Annotated in this window: 14 protein-coding genes; 7 read left to right on the top strand and 7 right to left on the bottom strand. The window is 67.9% G+C overall.

Annotation, left to right across the window (positions count from 1 at the left end; all coding sequences use genetic code 11):
• Window positions 1–11: 11 nt before the first annotated feature.
• Window positions 12–1,223, bottom strand: a complete 1,212-nt coding sequence (locus AC5YDV_RS01120) for an aminoglycoside phosphotransferase family protein (protein ID WP_496181764.1) — start codon at window positions 1,221–1,223, stop codon at window positions 12–14.
• Window positions 1,224–1,256: 33 nt separating this feature from the next.
• Window positions 1,257–2,591: a hemolysin family protein gene (locus AC5YDV_RS01115; protein WP_496181763.1), complete on the bottom strand. Its 1,335-nt coding sequence runs from the start codon at window positions 2,589–2,591 to the stop codon at window positions 1,257–1,259.
• A gap of 58 nt (window positions 2,592–2,649) precedes the next feature.
• Between AC5YDV_RS01115 and AC5YDV_RS01110 the strand changes: the two genes are divergently transcribed.
• Together AC5YDV_RS01110 and AC5YDV_RS01105 are read left to right on the top strand one after the other, a co-directional pair.
• The gene (locus tag AC5YDV_RS01110) at window positions 2,650–3,615 is read left to right on the top strand and encodes a glycosyltransferase (RefSeq protein WP_496181762.1); all 966 of its coding nucleotides are present in this window, start codon (window positions 2,650–2,652) and stop codon (window positions 3,613–3,615) included.
• Window positions 3,608–4,474 carry a glycosyltransferase gene (locus AC5YDV_RS01105; RefSeq protein WP_496181761.1) on the top strand — a complete coding sequence of 289 codons (867 nt, stop codon included), beginning with the start codon at window positions 3,608–3,610 and terminating at the stop codon, window positions 4,472–4,474. Before AC5YDV_RS01110 ends, AC5YDV_RS01105 begins: the two co-directional genes overlap by 8 nt.
• Window positions 4,475–4,492: 18 nt before the next feature.
• Here AC5YDV_RS01105 and AC5YDV_RS01100 read toward each other — a convergent pair whose 3' ends face one another.
• From AC5YDV_RS01100 to glf, 4 genes are read right to left on the bottom strand one after another with little or no spacing between them, the layout of a single operon-like run.
• On the bottom strand, window positions 4,493–5,227 hold the full coding sequence (locus AC5YDV_RS01100; protein WP_496192320.1) for an ABC transporter ATP-binding protein: 735 nt from the start codon (window positions 5,225–5,227) through the stop codon (window positions 4,493–4,495).
• A complete protein-coding gene (locus AC5YDV_RS01095) occupies window positions 5,227–6,087 on the bottom strand; it encodes an ABC transporter permease (RefSeq protein WP_496181759.1) in 861 nt (286 codons plus the stop codon). The genes AC5YDV_RS01100 and AC5YDV_RS01095 overlap by 1 nt, the downstream gene beginning before the upstream one ends.
• Window positions 6,087–8,090: a glycosyltransferase gene (locus AC5YDV_RS01090; protein WP_496181758.1), complete on the bottom strand. Its 2,004-nt coding sequence runs from the start codon at window positions 8,088–8,090 to the stop codon at window positions 6,087–6,089. The genes AC5YDV_RS01095 and AC5YDV_RS01090 overlap by 1 nt, the downstream gene beginning before the upstream one ends.
• Window positions 8,087–9,271 (bottom strand): UDP-galactopyranose mutase, encoded by a 1,185-nt coding sequence (glf, locus tag AC5YDV_RS01085; protein WP_496181757.1) that lies wholly within the window; start codon window positions 9,269–9,271, stop codon window positions 8,087–8,089. Before glf ends, AC5YDV_RS01090 begins: the two co-directional genes overlap by 4 nt.
• A 143-nt stretch (window positions 9,272–9,414) precedes the next feature.
• On the opposite strand from glf, the gene AC5YDV_RS01080 reads away from it, so the two are divergent.
• From AC5YDV_RS01080 to AC5YDV_RS01065, 4 genes are all read left to right on the top strand, one after another.
• The gene (locus AC5YDV_RS01080; protein ID WP_496181756.1) at window positions 9,415–10,374 is read left to right on the top strand and encodes a patatin-like phospholipase family protein; all 960 of its coding nucleotides are present in this window, start codon (window positions 9,415–9,417) and stop codon (window positions 10,372–10,374) included.
• Window positions 10,375–10,417: 43 nt separating this feature from the next.
• Window positions 10,418–11,266 carry a formyltetrahydrofolate deformylase gene (gene purU / locus AC5YDV_RS01075; protein ID WP_496181755.1) on the top strand — a complete coding sequence of 283 codons (849 nt, stop codon included), beginning with the start codon at window positions 10,418–10,420 and terminating at the stop codon, window positions 11,264–11,266.
• 176 nt (window positions 11,267–11,442) lie between these two features.
• The gene (locus AC5YDV_RS01070; protein ID WP_496181754.1) at window positions 11,443–11,793 is read left to right on the top strand and encodes a DUF485 domain-containing protein; all 351 of its coding nucleotides are present in this window, start codon (window positions 11,443–11,445) and stop codon (window positions 11,791–11,793) included.
• Window positions 11,790–13,406 carry a monocarboxylic acid transporter gene (locus tag AC5YDV_RS01065; RefSeq protein ID WP_496181753.1) on the top strand — a complete coding sequence of 539 codons (1,617 nt, stop codon included), beginning with the start codon at window positions 11,790–11,792 and terminating at the stop codon, window positions 13,404–13,406. Before AC5YDV_RS01070 ends, AC5YDV_RS01065 begins: the two co-directional genes overlap by 4 nt.
• Window positions 13,407–13,492: 86 nt before the next feature.
• Here AC5YDV_RS01065 and AC5YDV_RS01060 read toward each other — a convergent pair whose 3' ends face one another.
• Window positions 13,493–14,764, bottom strand: coding sequence for a histidine phosphatase family protein (locus AC5YDV_RS01060; RefSeq protein WP_496181752.1), 1,272 nt, complete (start codon window positions 14,762–14,764; stop codon window positions 13,493–13,495).
• Between the two features lie 121 nt (window positions 14,765–14,885).
• Between AC5YDV_RS01060 and AC5YDV_RS01055 the strand changes: the two genes are divergently transcribed.
• Window positions 14,886–15,854, top strand: coding sequence for an IS481 family transposase (locus AC5YDV_RS01055; protein WP_496181913.1), 969 nt, complete (start codon window positions 14,886–14,888; stop codon window positions 15,852–15,854).
• The last annotated feature ends 23 nt before the right edge of the window (window positions 15,855–15,877 follow it).

The following is a 15,877-nucleotide window of genomic DNA, read 5'->3' as shown; positions in this document are numbered from 1 at the left end:
GTGATTCACTTTCAACTGACTTGCCGGACGAGCGCTTCCGCCGAGTCGATCATCCGGGTCGTCTCCCGCTCCCAGTCGGGCTCCTGGCCGCGGTAGGGCCCCGTGGCGAGCGAGATGATCACGGCGGCCGCCCGGAGCCGCAACTCGATGGGGTCGACGCGCTCGTCGAACACCGGCACCCAGGCGCGCAACAGGTCACGCACCCGCCCCTCCTGCTCCGCGTTCATGCGCTGGATCGTCGACAGGTGCGCGATCAGGCACGCCAGGTCGTCCGCGCGGCGCCCGGGACCGATGGTGTCGACGTCCAGGATCCCGACGACGCGGCCGTCCGCCACGTGCACCTGCCCCTCGTGGAAGTCGCCGTGGGTGGGTTCGTCGCCCGGCGGCAGTCCGGCCAGGCCGTCCCGAATCGCCCGGGTGAGGAGGTCGAGGCGCTGCTGCTCGGACGGCAGGGCGGCGCCCACCATGCGTGCGTAGTGGTCGACCGAATCGGCCCACGGTGGACGGCGCTCGAGGCCCGCGACGGCGGCCGGCATGGCGTCCAGGACCTCGACGAGGTCCTCGGCGGTGCACGGTGCCACGGGGTCGAAGACCGCACGGGCCAGCGGGCGCCCGGGCAACTCCCCCAGGACGAGGAGGAAGTCCGCGGTGCCGGCCGCGATGCGCGGGGCCGGGACGCCGGCGTCCAGCAGCAGCTTGTGGCGGCGCGACACGTCCGCGAACAGGCGCTCGCGGAGCACCTTCACGAAGAAGGTCTCCCCACCCCGGACGGCTGCACGCAGCACGGCCCGGCGTCGCGGCCGGTAGGTGACCATCTCGAGACTCAGGTCGTCGGCGGTGATCGGCTCGGGGACCGCCTTGTACGCGTTGAGGACGGCGGCCATGGACGTCGGGTACGCCGCACGCGCCAAACCCGGCAGGTCCGGGTCGTTGGGGTAGAGCCACACCGCAACCTCGCGATCACCGTCGGCGAAGATCTCGGCGCGGCTGTCGGACGGCGACAGGCCGTGCGCTCGGGCGCTCACCCCGAGCAACTCGTCGCGACGTCCGTAGGGCCAGTCGACGATCGCCGAGTAGGTCGCGGTCGTGGACTGGCTCGGGTTGGCGTCGACGTGGTCGAGGGCCCAGGCCACCAGGGATCCCCCGGCATGCGTGACGGCGGCCTCGAGCAATCCGCCCACCCCCTCGGAGGTGAGCAGGGCCGCGCCGTCGTCGGTTGACATGTCCCTCCGGGCTCCTCTGTCTCGCGGGGCAGGTTACTGGATCGGGTCCGTCGTCGCGCCGGCGCCCACGCGTGCCAGGCGGAGGCGTGACGCACGGCGTCCGTCGAGCTCGGTGACGGCGAACTCGACCTCTTGCGGGGCGGAGCCGGACCCCGGGACCGGCTGCAGCTCGCAGGTGACCGTGTCGCCCACCTCCGGCAGGCTCCCCAGTTCGGCCATGACGTAGCCTGCGACGGTGTCGTACGGCCCCTCGGGCAGGAGCAGCGCGAAGCGCTCCGCGAACTGTTCCAGGGTCGTCAGTCCGTCCACCTCGTCGGAACCGCCCCCCTCGGACTCGGGCGCCTCGAGGTCGAACTCGTCGGTGATGTCGCCGATGAGCTCCTCGACGAGGTCCTCGATGGTGACGATGCCGGCGGTGCCGCCGTACTCGTCCCTGACGATGACCATGTGGTCGTTGCCCGCCTGCATGACCGAGAGCGCGTGCAGGATGCGGACCGTTCCGGGCAGCGCCTGGATGGGGCGGACCAGCTCACTGATCGGCGCCTGCCGCGCCGCGGGGTCGAGGTCGAACAGGTCCCGCATGTGGAGGAAGCCCAGGACGTCGTCCACATCGCGGCCCACGACCGGGTAGCGCGAGTGGGCGCCGTCGGCGACGAGGCGGATGGCCTTGTGGGCGGGCATGTCCCCGTCGAGGAAGTCCACCTCGGTGCGCGGGACCATGGCCTCCCGCAGCGTCACCTGCCCCGCCGCGAACACCTCGTCCACGATCTGCCTCTCCTCGTCGCCGAGCGTGACCGAGCTGGACACCATGGCGCGCAGCTCCTCGTCGGTGACCTCCTCGCGGGACGCCCGGGGGTCTCCCCCGAACAGCCGCACGGCGACATTGGTCGAGACGCCCAGGAACCAGATGATCGGCCGCGTGATCACGGCGATGGCGTTGACCATGGGACCCAGCAGCAGGGCGAAGCTCTCGGCGCGCTGCATGGCCAGGCGCTTGGCGGTGAGCTCGCCCAGCACGATCGAGAAGTAGGAGATCACGAGGGTCACCAGCACGAGCGCGATGCTGGACGCGACCCCTTCGGGGAGACCCCAGCGCACCAGCACCGGGGTGAGTTCGGCAGCGAGCGTGGCCCCACCGAACGAGGCGGCGAGGAAGCCCGAGAGGGTGACCCCGATCTGCACCGCGGAGAGGAACAGGTTCGGGTCCTTGGCGAGCCGGGCGACCGTCGCCCCGCGCCTTCCCTTCGTGGCAATGGCCCGCACCTGGCTGTCACGCAGGGACACCAACGCCATCTCGGCGGCGGCGAAGACCCCGCCGATCAGGATGAACACGAAGATCAGCAGGATGTTCGACACGGTCGGACTCACCCGGCCAGCCTACCGGCGCTCACGCGGTCCACCGGACAGGGCCGCTAGGGTGGCGACCATGGGAGTCGACGCCTCGCTGGACCAGCGCGTGGTGGCCGTCGTGGTCGCCTGGAACCGAAGGGAGCTGCTGGCCGAAACCCTCTCCGGACTGGGGGCGCAGGAACGCCCCGCCGATGCGGTGGTCGTCATCGACAATGCCTCCACGGACGGCTCGGCCGAGCTCGCGGCGTCCCACCCCGTGGTGACGGAGGTCGTCACGCTCCCGACCAACACAGGGGGTGCCGGCGGATTCGCGGCGGGCATCGCCCGTGCCGTGGCGCACCACCAAGCCGATCTGGTCTGGGTCATGGACGACGACACCGTGCCCACCGCCGGAGCGCTCGCCGCCCTCCTCGCCGCGCGCGTCCGCTACCCGGGGCGCGTGACGATCGCCGCCTCGCGGGCCGACTGGCGCGACGGCCGCGAGCACCCCATGAACCGTCCACGACCCCGCCCGGGGGCCGGCCGCGTGGCCCGCGGCGCCGCGGAGATGGCCGGCGCCCATCCGATCCGCTCCGCGTCCTTCGTCTCGATCCTGCTCGACGCCGACGCGGTGCGCCGCCACGGGTTGCCGGAGGCCGACTACTTCCTGTGGAACGACGACTTCGAATACACCGCCCGCCTGCTGCGCGACGGGGAGGGCATCTACGTACCGTCCTCCCGCGTCTACCACCTCACGAAGGTGTTCGGCTCCTCCGACGCCGACCCCGGCGCGCGGTTCACCAACGAGGTCCGCAACAAGGTGTGGGCCTTCACCCGCTCGGACGCGCTGGGCCCCTTCGACAGGACGCTCTACGCCGGTTCCACCGCCGTCCGGTGGGCGAGGATGCTCGCCCGGTCCTCCGACCGCGTCGCACTCCTGCGGCACGGACGCCGTGGGCTCGCCCAAGGCATCCGCGCGCCGCGTTCGACCGCCGCGGTGCTGGCGGACACCCCCGTCGCCGAGGACGTCCTCACCATCGAACGGGGCGCCGGACGTGCCTGACCCCGGTGCGGGCACACCGCGGACGCCGCCGTTCAGCGTCCTCCTGCCGGTCTACCGCGGAGACCACGCGGCCTTCTTCGAGCGTGCGATCAGGTCGGTGACGGTCGACCAGGCCCTGCGTCCGAACGAGCTCGTCGTCGTCGTGGACGGCCCCGTCCCCGCCCCGATCGCGGACGTGTTGCACCGCGCCGAGGCCGGGGAGCTGACGGGGGGCGTGCCCGTCCGCGTCGTGGCCCTGCCCAAGAACGTCGGGCTCGCCCGTGCCCTGGACGCCGGGCTGGCCGCCTGCGCGCACGAGGTCGTGGCCCGGGCGGACGCCGACGACGTGTCGCTCCCCCAGCGCTTCGCCCGCCAGCTCCCGCTCATGGCCGAGGGGGTCGACCTGCTCTCCGGCACCATCGTCGAGTTCGAGTCCGACGAGTCCCGGCGCGGACTGCAGCGGGGCTGGCCCGCCGATCCGGACGAGATCGCCCGCGTCGCCAGGCTCGCGGATCCCTTCAACCACCCCTCGGTCGTCTACCGGCGGGCGGCGGTCGCGGCCGCCGGCGGGTACCAGCACCTGGCCCGCCTCGAGGACTACTGGCTGTTCGTCCGGATGATCCACGCGGGGGCGCACGTGACGAACGTCGAGGAACCCCTGGTGCTCTACCGGGTGGGCGCTGGCGCCTATCGGCGCCGCGGTGGGTGGCAGTTGTTCACCAGTGAGGCCGTCCTGCAGTGGCGCATGCTCCGGCTCGGCTTCACGACGCCGGTCCAGTTCGCGCGGAACCTGCTCGTCCGAGGGCTGTGGCGGTTCGTGCCGCCCAGCCTCCGGCGTCCGGCGTACGCCGCCTTCACCCGTTGGCGCGACCGGGTCTGACTCCGGCAGGACCAGCTTTCATGGGCGGGAACGCAGGTGGGCGACAGCCTCAGAGCAGGGCCCGTCGAAGACCTTGCGGCCCTTCTCCATGACGACGCCACGATCGCAGATGTCCTGAACGAGGTCCAAGTCGTGGCTGACGACGACCAACGTTTTGCCCTCGGCGATCAGTTCCTTGATGCGGGCGATGCACTTGCGCTGGAAGGGTTCGTCGCCCACGGCGAGGATCTCGTCGACGAGAAAGACGTCCGGATCGGTGTGCACGGCCACTGCGAACGCGAGCCGCAGGTACATGCCCGAGGAGTAGAACTTCACTTCGGTGTCGATGAACTCCCCGATCTCGGAGAAGGCCACGATGTCGTCGAACTTGGCGTCGATCTCCTCCTTGGTCATGCCGAGGATCGCGGCATTCAGGTAGACGTTCTCACGTCCGGGAAGGTCGTGGTGGAAGCCTGCTCCCACCTCGATGAGTCCCGCAACGCGTCCACGGACGCCGACCTTCCCGCTGTCAGGTCTCATGACTCCGGAGATGATCTTCAGCGTCGTCGACTTGCCCGACCCGTTGAAACCGAGCAGCGCCACCGACTCGCCCTCGCGGATCTCGAGCTCGACCCCGTCCAAGGCTTTGAACTTGGCGGACAGGTCTCCCTTGCGGCCCTTGACCAGCCAGACGAGGGCCTCCTTCATGGATCGAGTGTGTCGGAGGACGAACTCCTTCGTGACGCCGTCGAGGCGAACCATGAGTTCCCCCATCACAACTCCTGGGCGAAATTGCCCTCGAAACGCCGGAAGACGGCATCGCCCACGAGGACAAGCAGCATGGAGAGCAGGAGCACCAGTGGAGTCCAGACCGAGAACAGGAGCGGTGGAACGCTCCATGCACCGAAGTCCGATGTGGTGGCCGACCAGAATCCGTAGTGGAAGAGTTCGACGGCCACCGTCAGGGGGTTCGCCATGTACAGGCTGAGCGCCCAATCGGGCGACACCTGCCGCACCATGGTCCACACATAAAGGACCGGACTGGCCCAGGTGGCGACCATGGCGATGAGGTCGACGATGTTCTCCGCGTCGCGGAAGAACACGTTGGCCGTGGTGAAGAGCAGGCCGAGGCCCACCGCGAACACGGCGACGATGACGAAGCCACCGCCGATGGCCGCGAGGTGGAGCAGGTCCGGACGCCAGCCGACGACGAAGCACGCGACGAGGAGCACCAGTAGCTGCGGCATGAAGTGCACCACCGCCACCCACAGCGAGGACACGGGGAACAGTTCGCGCGGGAGGTAGATCTTCTTGATCAACTGGCCGTTGCCCACCACCGACCGGGCCGCGTTCCCGAAGGCCTCGTTAAAAAAGTTCATCACCACGATGCCCGAGAACAGGTAGACCGCGTAGTTGGGCATCCCCTTGTTCAGACCGAGGAAGACGCCCATCGCGATGTAGAACACCACGAACTGGATCGCCGGCTTGATGTAACTCCAGACGATCCCAAGTACAGACCCGCGATAGCGGACCTGTACCTCCTTGCGGACGATGAGGCTGAGCAGGTAGCGGTTGCGCCAGACGTCCAGCAGTCCCCGCCCGCTCCCGGGGGCGGCCAACGCGGTCGCGGTCACTAGCGTCTGAGCTCCGACTCCGTGTGTCGAGCGAACGTCTGACCCCAAGCCTCCAGCGACGTGATGCGCGGCAGTGCCTCACGATAGGCGGCCCTCAGTCGCGGCCACTCCGTGAAGATCTGGACGTGTAGTCGGGTGGCCTCGGCCAAGTTCTTCCGCACGACCCCCGGATCCCGACGGTACCAAGACGAGGCAGTGCCATCTGCGTTGCTGACGATGGCGGAGTCGTATTGGGCCATCCGCCACCACTTGTTGTCCTGGTGGGCGATGATTGCTTGGGGGCGCTCCTTTGCTTGTTTCTTGACCGGCAGTCCGATCTGACGAACGAGCGTCTTGAGTGCCCACGGGACGACTCGGGTGACCGAAGGCTGCTGGAAGCCCTGCCCCCGTTTCGGCGGCTTGGTGGTACGGGGCGAGGGGAAGTCATCGAATCGGGGCTTGAAGACCGCATCCGAATGCTCCGGCACCATGCCTCGGATTTGCTTGATGCGCTCGTCCAGGATGTCATGCAGCTGGTCCGGGCCAGCGAGGATGTCGCGGAGGGCCATCAGGCGCCCGGCCTCGGTGTAGTACTGCATGGAGATAAGGTGCTTAACATCCATGTAGTTTGACTCGCGGATGAGGCGCCCTCCACGCTCATAGGGAGAATGGATCAGAGCCGCGATGAAGCGGTTCCGCTCATGGAAGTACGCCTGCCACCCGACAAGGTCGTCCTTGTCACCCCAAGAGATGTGCCACACCGCTGCGCCGGGCAGAGACACAGTCGCGTAGCCGGCAGCCTTCGCACGCAAGCCGAACTCCACGTCGTCCCACTTGATGAACACGGGGAGGGACAGTCCGATCTCCTTGATCACGGACGTCGGGATCAAGTCCATCCACCAACCGTTGTAGTCAGCGTCGATCCGACGATGCATCCAAGCCGTGCTGCGCAGATTGGAGACCGCGAGATCATGGCCCGTCACTTGGTCGGCGACTGGCTTGTCGGGCTGGAAGCGCCACGAATTAACCACCTCGCCCATCGTGTGCAAGGCGGTGCGGTTGTACAGGTCGAACATGTGACCGCCCACGAGCGTGGGGCGCACACAGTAACTGGCGAAAGTCAGGAGCCGGTTGATCGACGCCGGTTCAATGACAATGTCGTCGTCACACAGGAGAACGTAATCGGACCCGTTCTTGACAGCTTCGAACATCCCGCGACTGAAACCGCCCGAGCCGCCCAGGTTGGACTGGTTGATGATGCGGAGCCGGCCTGCCAGCCCGGCGGCCGCCACCTCGAACCCCTCCTGGTCGGCCACTTTCTGGTTGCCCTGGTCCACGACCAGGACCTCCTTCACGTGGGCCAAAGCATCTGGGTTGTCACCCAACAGCTCGATGTTGTTGACGCAATAGTCGGGCTTGTTCATCGTCGTGATCTGCAACGTCACCTGACCCAGCCCACGGCCGTGGTCCTCGCCCAGCCACATCGCCTCCACCAGCGCAAGACCGGCGCCACCGGCAGCGAGGTCGAACCAGTACCATCCCCCATCCCCGAACGGCTTCAGCGGAAGGTCAACCGTGACCGTCTCGCGACCCTGAACGTGCTGGGACTGGATACGCTGGAGGGAACCCTTCGCGTTGGACTTGTACACGATGATCGTCCCCGCACCGTCCAGCGTGACCGACAAGCGGACCGACTGCAGTGACGTCCAGCGACGCCAATAGCTCGCGGGGAAGGCGTTGAAGTACGTGCCAAAGGAGATGCGCTCCCCTCCCCGCACCCGCATCGAGTGCCTGCCGGCGAAGTCCTCCGCGTGGACGTCCTCCGAGACCATGGCCACGGTCTGGCCGGGCTGCGACGACTTGCCGTTCATCGTGTCGAATCGGGGGCCGAGTGCGGCTCCCGCATCGACGTACAGGGGCACCGTGTCGAGTTGCGACTCCGTGGGAAGAATGACCCGCTGGAGAATCCGCATGCCTGAGGTGACCTCGTCAGGAACAATGGGCTGTGTCACCGTGGCACTCATGCGTCCACACCTCCACTCTCCAGCGCCACACCTTCGGAGAAGTGGGGCTTGATCTTGTTGTCGAACATGGACAGCGCCGACCCGATCGCCATGTGCATGTCGAGATACTTGTAGGTGCCGAGGCGCCCACCGAACAGGACGTCGGTCTCAGCCTTGGCCTGGTCTCGGTACTTCAGCAGACCCGCACGATCCGCGTCGGTGTTGATCGGATAGTACGGCTCATCCCCCTTCCCGGCGAAGCGACTGTACTCGCGCATGATGACCGTTGCGTCCTTGGTGTAGTCACGCTCGGGGTGGAAGTGGCGGAACTCGTGGATGCGGGTGAACGGGACATCTGGGTCCGGGTAGTTCATGACGGACGTGCCCTGGAAGTCCTCGATTGGGAGGACCTCCTCTTCCAGGTCGATCGTCCGCCAACCCAGTTCGCCCTCGCTGTAGTCGAAGTACCGGTCGACCGGGCCGGTGTAGATGACTGGGACCTGCCCGACCGCCGCGGCCTTGCCGAACTGGGGATCGGCGAAGAAGTCGGTGTCGAGCTTCACGGTGATGCGGGGGTTGTCCAGCATCCGCTCGAACCACGCGGTGTACCCGTCGACGGGGAGCCCTTCGTAGGTGTCGTTGAAGTAGCGGTTGTTGTAGGTGTAGCGGACCGGGAGGCGACTGATGATGGACGCCTCGAGTTTCTCCGGGTCGGTCTGCCACTGCTTCGCCGTGTAGTGCATGATGAACGCCTCGTAGAGGGGGCGCCCGATGAGCGAGATGCCCTTCTCGACGAAGTTGGCCGGCTCCTTGTCGCCCAGTTCGGCTGCCTGCTCGGCGATGAGGGCGCGCGCCTCAGCAGGTGAGTAGGCGGCCCGGAAGAACTGGTTGATCGTGCCCAGGTTCACCGGCATCGGGTACACCTCGCCCTTGTGGCACGTGTAGACCTTGTGCTGGTAGTTCGTGAAGGCGGTGAACTGGTTCACGTAGTTCCACACGCGCTCGTTGCTGGTGTGGAACAGGTGGGCCCCGTACCTGTGGACCTCGATGCCCGTGTTCGCCTCCTTCTCAGAGTAGGCGTTGCCACCGATGTGGTGGCGGCGGTCGATGACCACCACGTTGAGGCCGAGTTCGTTGGCCGCGCGCTCCGCGACCGTCAAGCCGAACAAGCCCGCCCCCACCACCAAGAGGTCTGCGTCCACAGGGAAACTCCGATCTGGTCGAGTGGCCGGCTCTGCGCCGGCATGCCATGTCAAAATTCTCGTCCACCCTATCCGAGCCGAGCCCTCACCCGGCATTCCGGCCAAGAAGTCTCAGGGCAGCGGGTCCCCCTATCCTGTGTGACATGCGCATCGCACTCGCCCTCGGCTCGGGCGGAGCCCGCGGTTACACGCACATCGGCGTCATCGAGGAGCTGCGTTCCCGCGGGCACGACCTGGTGGCCATCGCCGGCACGTCCATGGGTGCCGTGATCGGCGGGCTGGAGGCGGCCGGGAAGCTGGACGCCTACGCCGAGTGGGTGGGAACGCTTCGCCAGACCGACGTCCTCCGCCTCCTCGACCCGGCCCTCACCGGGCCCGGTGTCTTCTGGGGCCAGCGGGTCATGGAGCGGGTGGCCGACATCCTCGACGGTGCCCGCATCGAGGAGTTGCGGATCCCCTTCACGGCGGTCGCCACGGATCTCACCCACAGCCGCGAGGTGTGGTTCCAGCGCGGCTCGCTCGCCACGGCCATGCGCGCCTCGATCGGCATCCCCAGCGTGTTCACCCCGGTGATGGTCGATGGGCGCCTGCTGGCCGACGGCGGCCTGCTCAACCCCGTCCCGGTCGACGCGCTGCTCGGCACGTCGGCCGACCGGACGGTCGCCGTCTCCCTGTCCGGACGCCGCGCCTCCGAACCCACCAGCACCCGCCCCGTCACCGCGGCCGCCGAGACCGAGGGCATGTTGTCCGAGCTCACCGAGCGCCTCCGCGGCGTCCTGGACTCAGACCCCGTCCGCGGCGTCCGCCAGTGGTGGTCGCAGCGGTTCGGGGAGGGGGACGAGTTGGCGTCGGCCCTTGAGCAGCCGCGCGACTTCGATTTCGGGATGTTGCCCAAGGGGCTGCGCACGTCGGACGTCATCTCGCTGTCGCTCGAGACCGCGGAACAGCTGATCACCCGGTTCCGGATGGCGAGCAGCCCGCCCGACGTCCTGATCGAGTTCCCCCAGGACATCGCCTCCACGTTCGACTTCCACCGCGCGAGGGAACTCACCGCCCGTGGTCGCGAGAAGGCGGTCGAGGCGTTCGACGCGGCCGGTCTCTGACACGGGGCTGGACCCGGGGCAGGGGCCGGTAGAGTCGACGGCCGTGACCGACTCGTCCCACTGGGTGCTGACTCTGGAGTGTCCCGACCGCCCCGGCATCGTCCATGCCGTCAGCGGAGCCGTGGCGGCCGCGCAGGGTAACATCACCGAACTGCAGCAGTTCAGCTCCGACTCCGGTCGCTTCTTCATGCGGGTCCAAGTGCAGTCGGGCTTCGAGCGCAGCGCCTTCGAGGAGTCGGTCCGTCCGTTGGCCGCGTACCTGCGCGCGACCTGGAACCTCGACGAGGTCGGACGCCCGCGACGGACCCTGATCCTCGCGAGCAAGGCGGCCCACTGCCTGAACGACCTCCTCTTCCGCCAGCGCTCCGGCCTGCTGCCGATCGAGGTGGCGGGCGTCATGGCCAACCACCCCGAACTGCGCCCGCTCGCGACGTTCTACGGGGTGCCGTTCAGCGAGCACGTCGTGCTCCCGGAGACGAAGGCCGACTTCGAGCGGTCCGTCCTGGACCGGGTCGAGGCCGAGGGCATCGAGTTGGTGGTGCTGGCGCGCTACATGCAGATCCTCTCCCCGGAACTCTGCTCCGCGCTGACCGGGCGAGCGATCAACATCCACCACTCGTTCCTCCCGGGCTTCAAGGGCGCGAACCCCTACCGGCAGGCGCACGACCGCGGCGTGAAGTTGGTGGGGGCCACCGCCCACTTCGTCACCGAGGACCTGGACGAGGGCCCGATCATCGAGCAGAACGTCACCCGCGTCGACCACACCAAGACGGTCCCCGAACTGGTGGCCCTCGGCCAGGAGCAGGAGAGCAGAACGCTCGCCGAGGCCGTCCGGCTGTACGCCGAGCACCGCGTCTTCCTGGACGGTCGCCGGACGGTCATCTTCCGCTGACGATGCCGGTCGTTGAAAAATACAACATTTTCAACACCAAGATACTCGACGTCGACAATCATCACGGAATCACAACGATCCGCCGTACGCCCCCGAAGTGGTGTTGACGACCTACATGAGGCCCCCACTAGTGTGCGGCTGCCAGCCCATCGCCGGCTCTGACCAACGGAGGTTCCATGTCCGACCCCAACGCGCCAAAGCCGAAGATCTCGGAGGAGGCGTTCCTCGAGGTGCAGAACTCGGAGGAGTTCCACCACCTGCGCAAGACGTTCCGCGGGTTCGCGTTCCCGATGACCATCGCGTTCCTCGTGTGGTACTTCGCCTACGTCCTGGCGTCCGTGTACGCCAAGGACTTCATGTCCCAGTCGATCTTCGGCCTGGAGTACTTCAACATGGGCCACTTCCTGGGCCTCATGCAGTTCGTCACCACCTTCCTCATCACGTGGCTGTACCTGCGCCACGCCCGAACCAAGGTGGATCCCCTCGCCACCATCATCCGTGAGCGCCTGGAAGGAGCCGCGAAGTGACCCAGCTCGGCAACCCGATCTTCAACATCGTCATCTTCGCCCTCTTCGTCGTGGTCACCCTGACCATCGTCATCCGGGTGACCGCCAACCAGAGCAAGGCGGCCGGTTCGTTCTACACCGGCGGCGCGGCCTTCTCGGGCACCCAGAACGGCTTCGCCATCGCGGGCGACTACCTGTCGGCCGCTTCGTTCCTCGGCATCGCGGGCGCCATCGCCTTCAACGGCTATGACGGCCTGCTGTACTCCATCGGCTTCCTCGTCGCCTGGCTCGTGGCCCTGCTGCTCGTCGCCGAGCCGTTGCGCAACACCGGCAAGTACACGATGGCCGACGTGCTCAGCTTCCGCATGAACCAGAAGCCCGTCCGCCTGGCCGCCGCCTTCTCGACGTTGGCCATCTCCTTCTTCTACCTGCTCGCCCAGATGGCCGGCGCCGGCGGCCTGGTGTCGCTGCTGCTGGGCCTGTCCGGCGAGATGGCGCAGAACATCGTCATCGTCATCGTCGGCGTCCTGATGATCGCCTACGTCCTCATCGGCGGCATGAAGGGGACCACCTGGGTCCAGATGATCAAGGCCGTCCTCCTCATCACGGGCGCCGGCATCATGACGGTCTGGGTGCTCGCCCTGTTCGGCTTCAGCCTTGACGCCGTCATGGGCGAGGCCGTCCGGATCAACGACCACCCGCAGATGCTCGCCCCCGGCGACAAGTACAAGGACCCGCTGGGCTTCATCTCGCTGTCCATCGCCCTCGTGCTGGGCACCGCGGGCCTGCCCCACGTCTTGATGCGGTTCTACACGGTGCCCACCGCCAATGCGGCCCGCAAGTCAGTGACGTGGGCCATCGGACTCATCGGCGCGTTCTACCTGTTCACGCTGGTGCTCGGCTACGGCGCCGCGGCGCTCGTGCCCGGGGGGCAGGAAGCCATCTCCGCGATGCCCGGCAAGGCCAACGCTGCGGCCCCGGCCCTGGCGTTCTTCCTCCCCGGCGCGGGTCTGGGCGGCACGATCTTCCTGGCCGTCATCGCCGGCGTGGCGTTCGCCACGATCCTCGCGGTGGTCGCCGGCCTGACCATCACCGCTTCGGCGTCCTTCGCCCACGACATCTACAACTCGGTGATCAAGGACGGCAAGGCCGACCCCGCCGCCGAGATGAAGGTCGCCCGCTACACCGTGCTCGTCATCGGTGCACTGGCCATCTTCGGCGGCATCTTCGCCAAGAGCATGAACATCGCCTTCCTCGTCGCGCTGGCGTTCGCCGTCGCGGCGTCCGCGAACCTGCCGTCGATCCTGTACTCCCTGTACTGGAAGCGGTTCAACACCCAGGGTTCGCTGTGGTCGATCTACTCCGGCCTGATCAGCTCGCTGGTCCTGATCGTCTTCTCGCCCGCCGTCTCGACGCCGATCGGGGGAGCCCGGGTCGCCACTGCGATGTTCCCGGACGCGAGCTTCGCCTGGTTCCCGTACGACAACCCGGCCATCGTGTCCGTCCCGCTCGCCTTCTTCATGGGCTGGCTGGGCACCGTCCTCTCCCGTGAGGTGATGGACCTCGGCAAGGCCGCCGAGATGGAGGTTCGCTCCATGACCGGCGCCGGCGCCGACGGGGCGATCGCCCACTGAGCGGCTCAACGCACCTGACCGGGGCCCATCGGACGACGTCCGATGGGCCCCGGCGGTGTTCCTGAGGGAACCGCGTTGCCGATCCGTCAGTCCCGACCTTGCCAGGTGGACACGCAGGCCTCGTTGCCGTCGGCGTCGGCCAGGGTCGTGAAGGCCGGCGCGTTGGCGTCCGACACGATCCGGCCGCCGGACGCCAACGCCGCCGCGATGCGCTGCTCGGCCACGTCGTGGGCGACGGTCACGTCGAGGTGGATCCGGTTGCGCTCGGGGCGGGGCTCGTCCATCTGCTGGAACCACACGCCCGGGCCGATCCGCTGGGGGTCGACCAACGCGGCATCGCCGTCGCGCTCGTAGCCCAGCACGGCGGCCCAGAACGGCAGGATCGCCTCGGCGTCCATGGTGTCGATGGCGATCTCGAGTTCGGTCAGCGCGGTCGGGACAGGACGGCCCCCGCGCTGGTGGACCAGGACGGACACGCGGTTGGCGAGGTCCACGTCCAGGCCCGTGACGGCCCCCACCGCGGGGGTGCCGACCGCAAGGTGGACCCGCTCGCGGCGGAGGTCGACCTCGGGATGGTGGTCCATGCCCTCGGCCACCTCGGCCACGGCCGAGACGAACGAGGCCGCCTCGCCGAACGAGGGCCAGTCCACGGTGAGGTGGAGGCGACCGAGGAGGTAGCGCCACCCCGGCGCCGCCGCACTGGCCTCGGCCCGGGACAGTTCGACGAACTCGGGCGTGGGCGTCGGCGAGGCGGGCCATTCGTCGGGCTCCTCGATCTCGTCCCAGGCCACGAAGGTCCAGCCGGCATCGCCGTCGCCCTCCAGGGTGACCACGGTGGTGTTGCCGAGGCGGCGTCCGACCACCTCGGCCAGGTCGATGCCCTGCACCCGTGCGGCGATCCACATGCGCAGCGCCGCACCGTGGCTCACCAGCAGCGCCGAGTCGTGACCCGCGGACGCGATCTCGGCGACAGCGGCGTCGTAGCGGTCAAAGAAGGCGTTCGCGTCCTCGCCTCCGGGGACGCTCGCGACGAGGTCTCCCTCACCCCAGGACTTGAGCGCACCGATGTAGCGGTCCCAGAGCGGGGACATCTCATCCTCCCCCGCCTGGATCTCGCGCAACCCGCCGATGATCGTGACGTCCAACCCGCGCTCGGCGGCCAAGGGGGCGGCGGTCTGCTGGGTCCGGACGAGGTCGGATGCATACACGGCGCCGACGTGGTGGTCGGCGAGGCGATCGATGAGGGTTCGCGCCTGCTCCCGGCCCGTGGCGTCCAGGTCGGCCCCGGGGATCGCCGTGTCCAACAGGCGAGCAACGTTGCTGGGGGTGCGTCCGTGGCGAACGAGGTAGAGGCGCATGGCACCAGCCTAGATGTACTGGGCCAAGAGGTTGGTGACAGCGCGTCGGTATTGACGTGAGGGAGGACCCCCGGGTGGGGTGTGGCTTGTCGAAGGTCACATCTCACACCCGGAGGTCCTCGTGTCCCACCGTAACGCCCGCCTCAACTTTCATGGCCGCAAGCTGCTGGTCGATCGGGTCCGATACCAGCACTGGCCGGTCGCCCATGCAGCGAAGGCGATGGGGATTTCACGTCAGTGTGCTCACCGCTGGCTGGCACGCTGGGACGCCGAGGGCGAGGCCGGTCTGCATGACCGGTCCAGCCGTCCTCACGCGTGCCCGACCGCGACACCAGCCACGGTGGAGGACCTGGTGGTGGCCGCCCGTCAGGAGCACCGACGCGGCCCTGACTGGATCGCGGCCGAACTCGGGCTCGCGCCGCGGACCGTGACCCGGATCCTGCACCGACGGGGCATGCCGCCCCTGACCTGCCTGGACCCGATGACCGGCCAGGTGATCCGCACCTCGAAGCAGACCGCGGTCCGCTACGAACGCGAACGTCCCGGCGAACTGGTGCACGTGGATGTCAAGAAGCTGGGCAAGATCCCCGACGGTGGCGGCTGGCGGGCCCACGGACGCTCCGACACCATCGTCGCCAAGAACAAGCGGCCCAAGATCGGCTACGACTACGTCCACTCGATGGTCGATGACCACTCCCGCCTGGCCTACAGCGAGATCCACGACGATGAACGCGTCGACACCTGCGCCGGCTTCCTGCTGCGAGCCGCGGCCTACTTCGCCACCCACGGCATCACCAGCATCGAGCGAGTGATGACCGACAACGCGTTCGCCTACCGACATGGTCGAGCGTTCATCGACGCGGTCGAGACCATTGGCGCGAAGCAGAAGTTCATCAAACCCCACTGCCCCTGGCAGAACGGCAAGGTCGAACGCTTCAACCGCACCCTGACCACCGAGTGGGCCTACCGCCACGTGTTCACCAGCAACCAGGCCCGCCGCGACGCCCTTGACCCCTGGCTGGAGACCTACAACACTCAAAGACGCCACAGCGCACTCGGAGGACTACCCCCGACCAGCCGCCTGTCATGAACGTCGTGGCCCAGTACACCTAG

Source organism: Propioniciclava sp. LT432, from assembly GCF_059515965.1.
The sequence above is the reverse complement of the archived record's forward strand: the minus strand, read 5'-3'. Positions and strand labels throughout refer to the sequence as shown.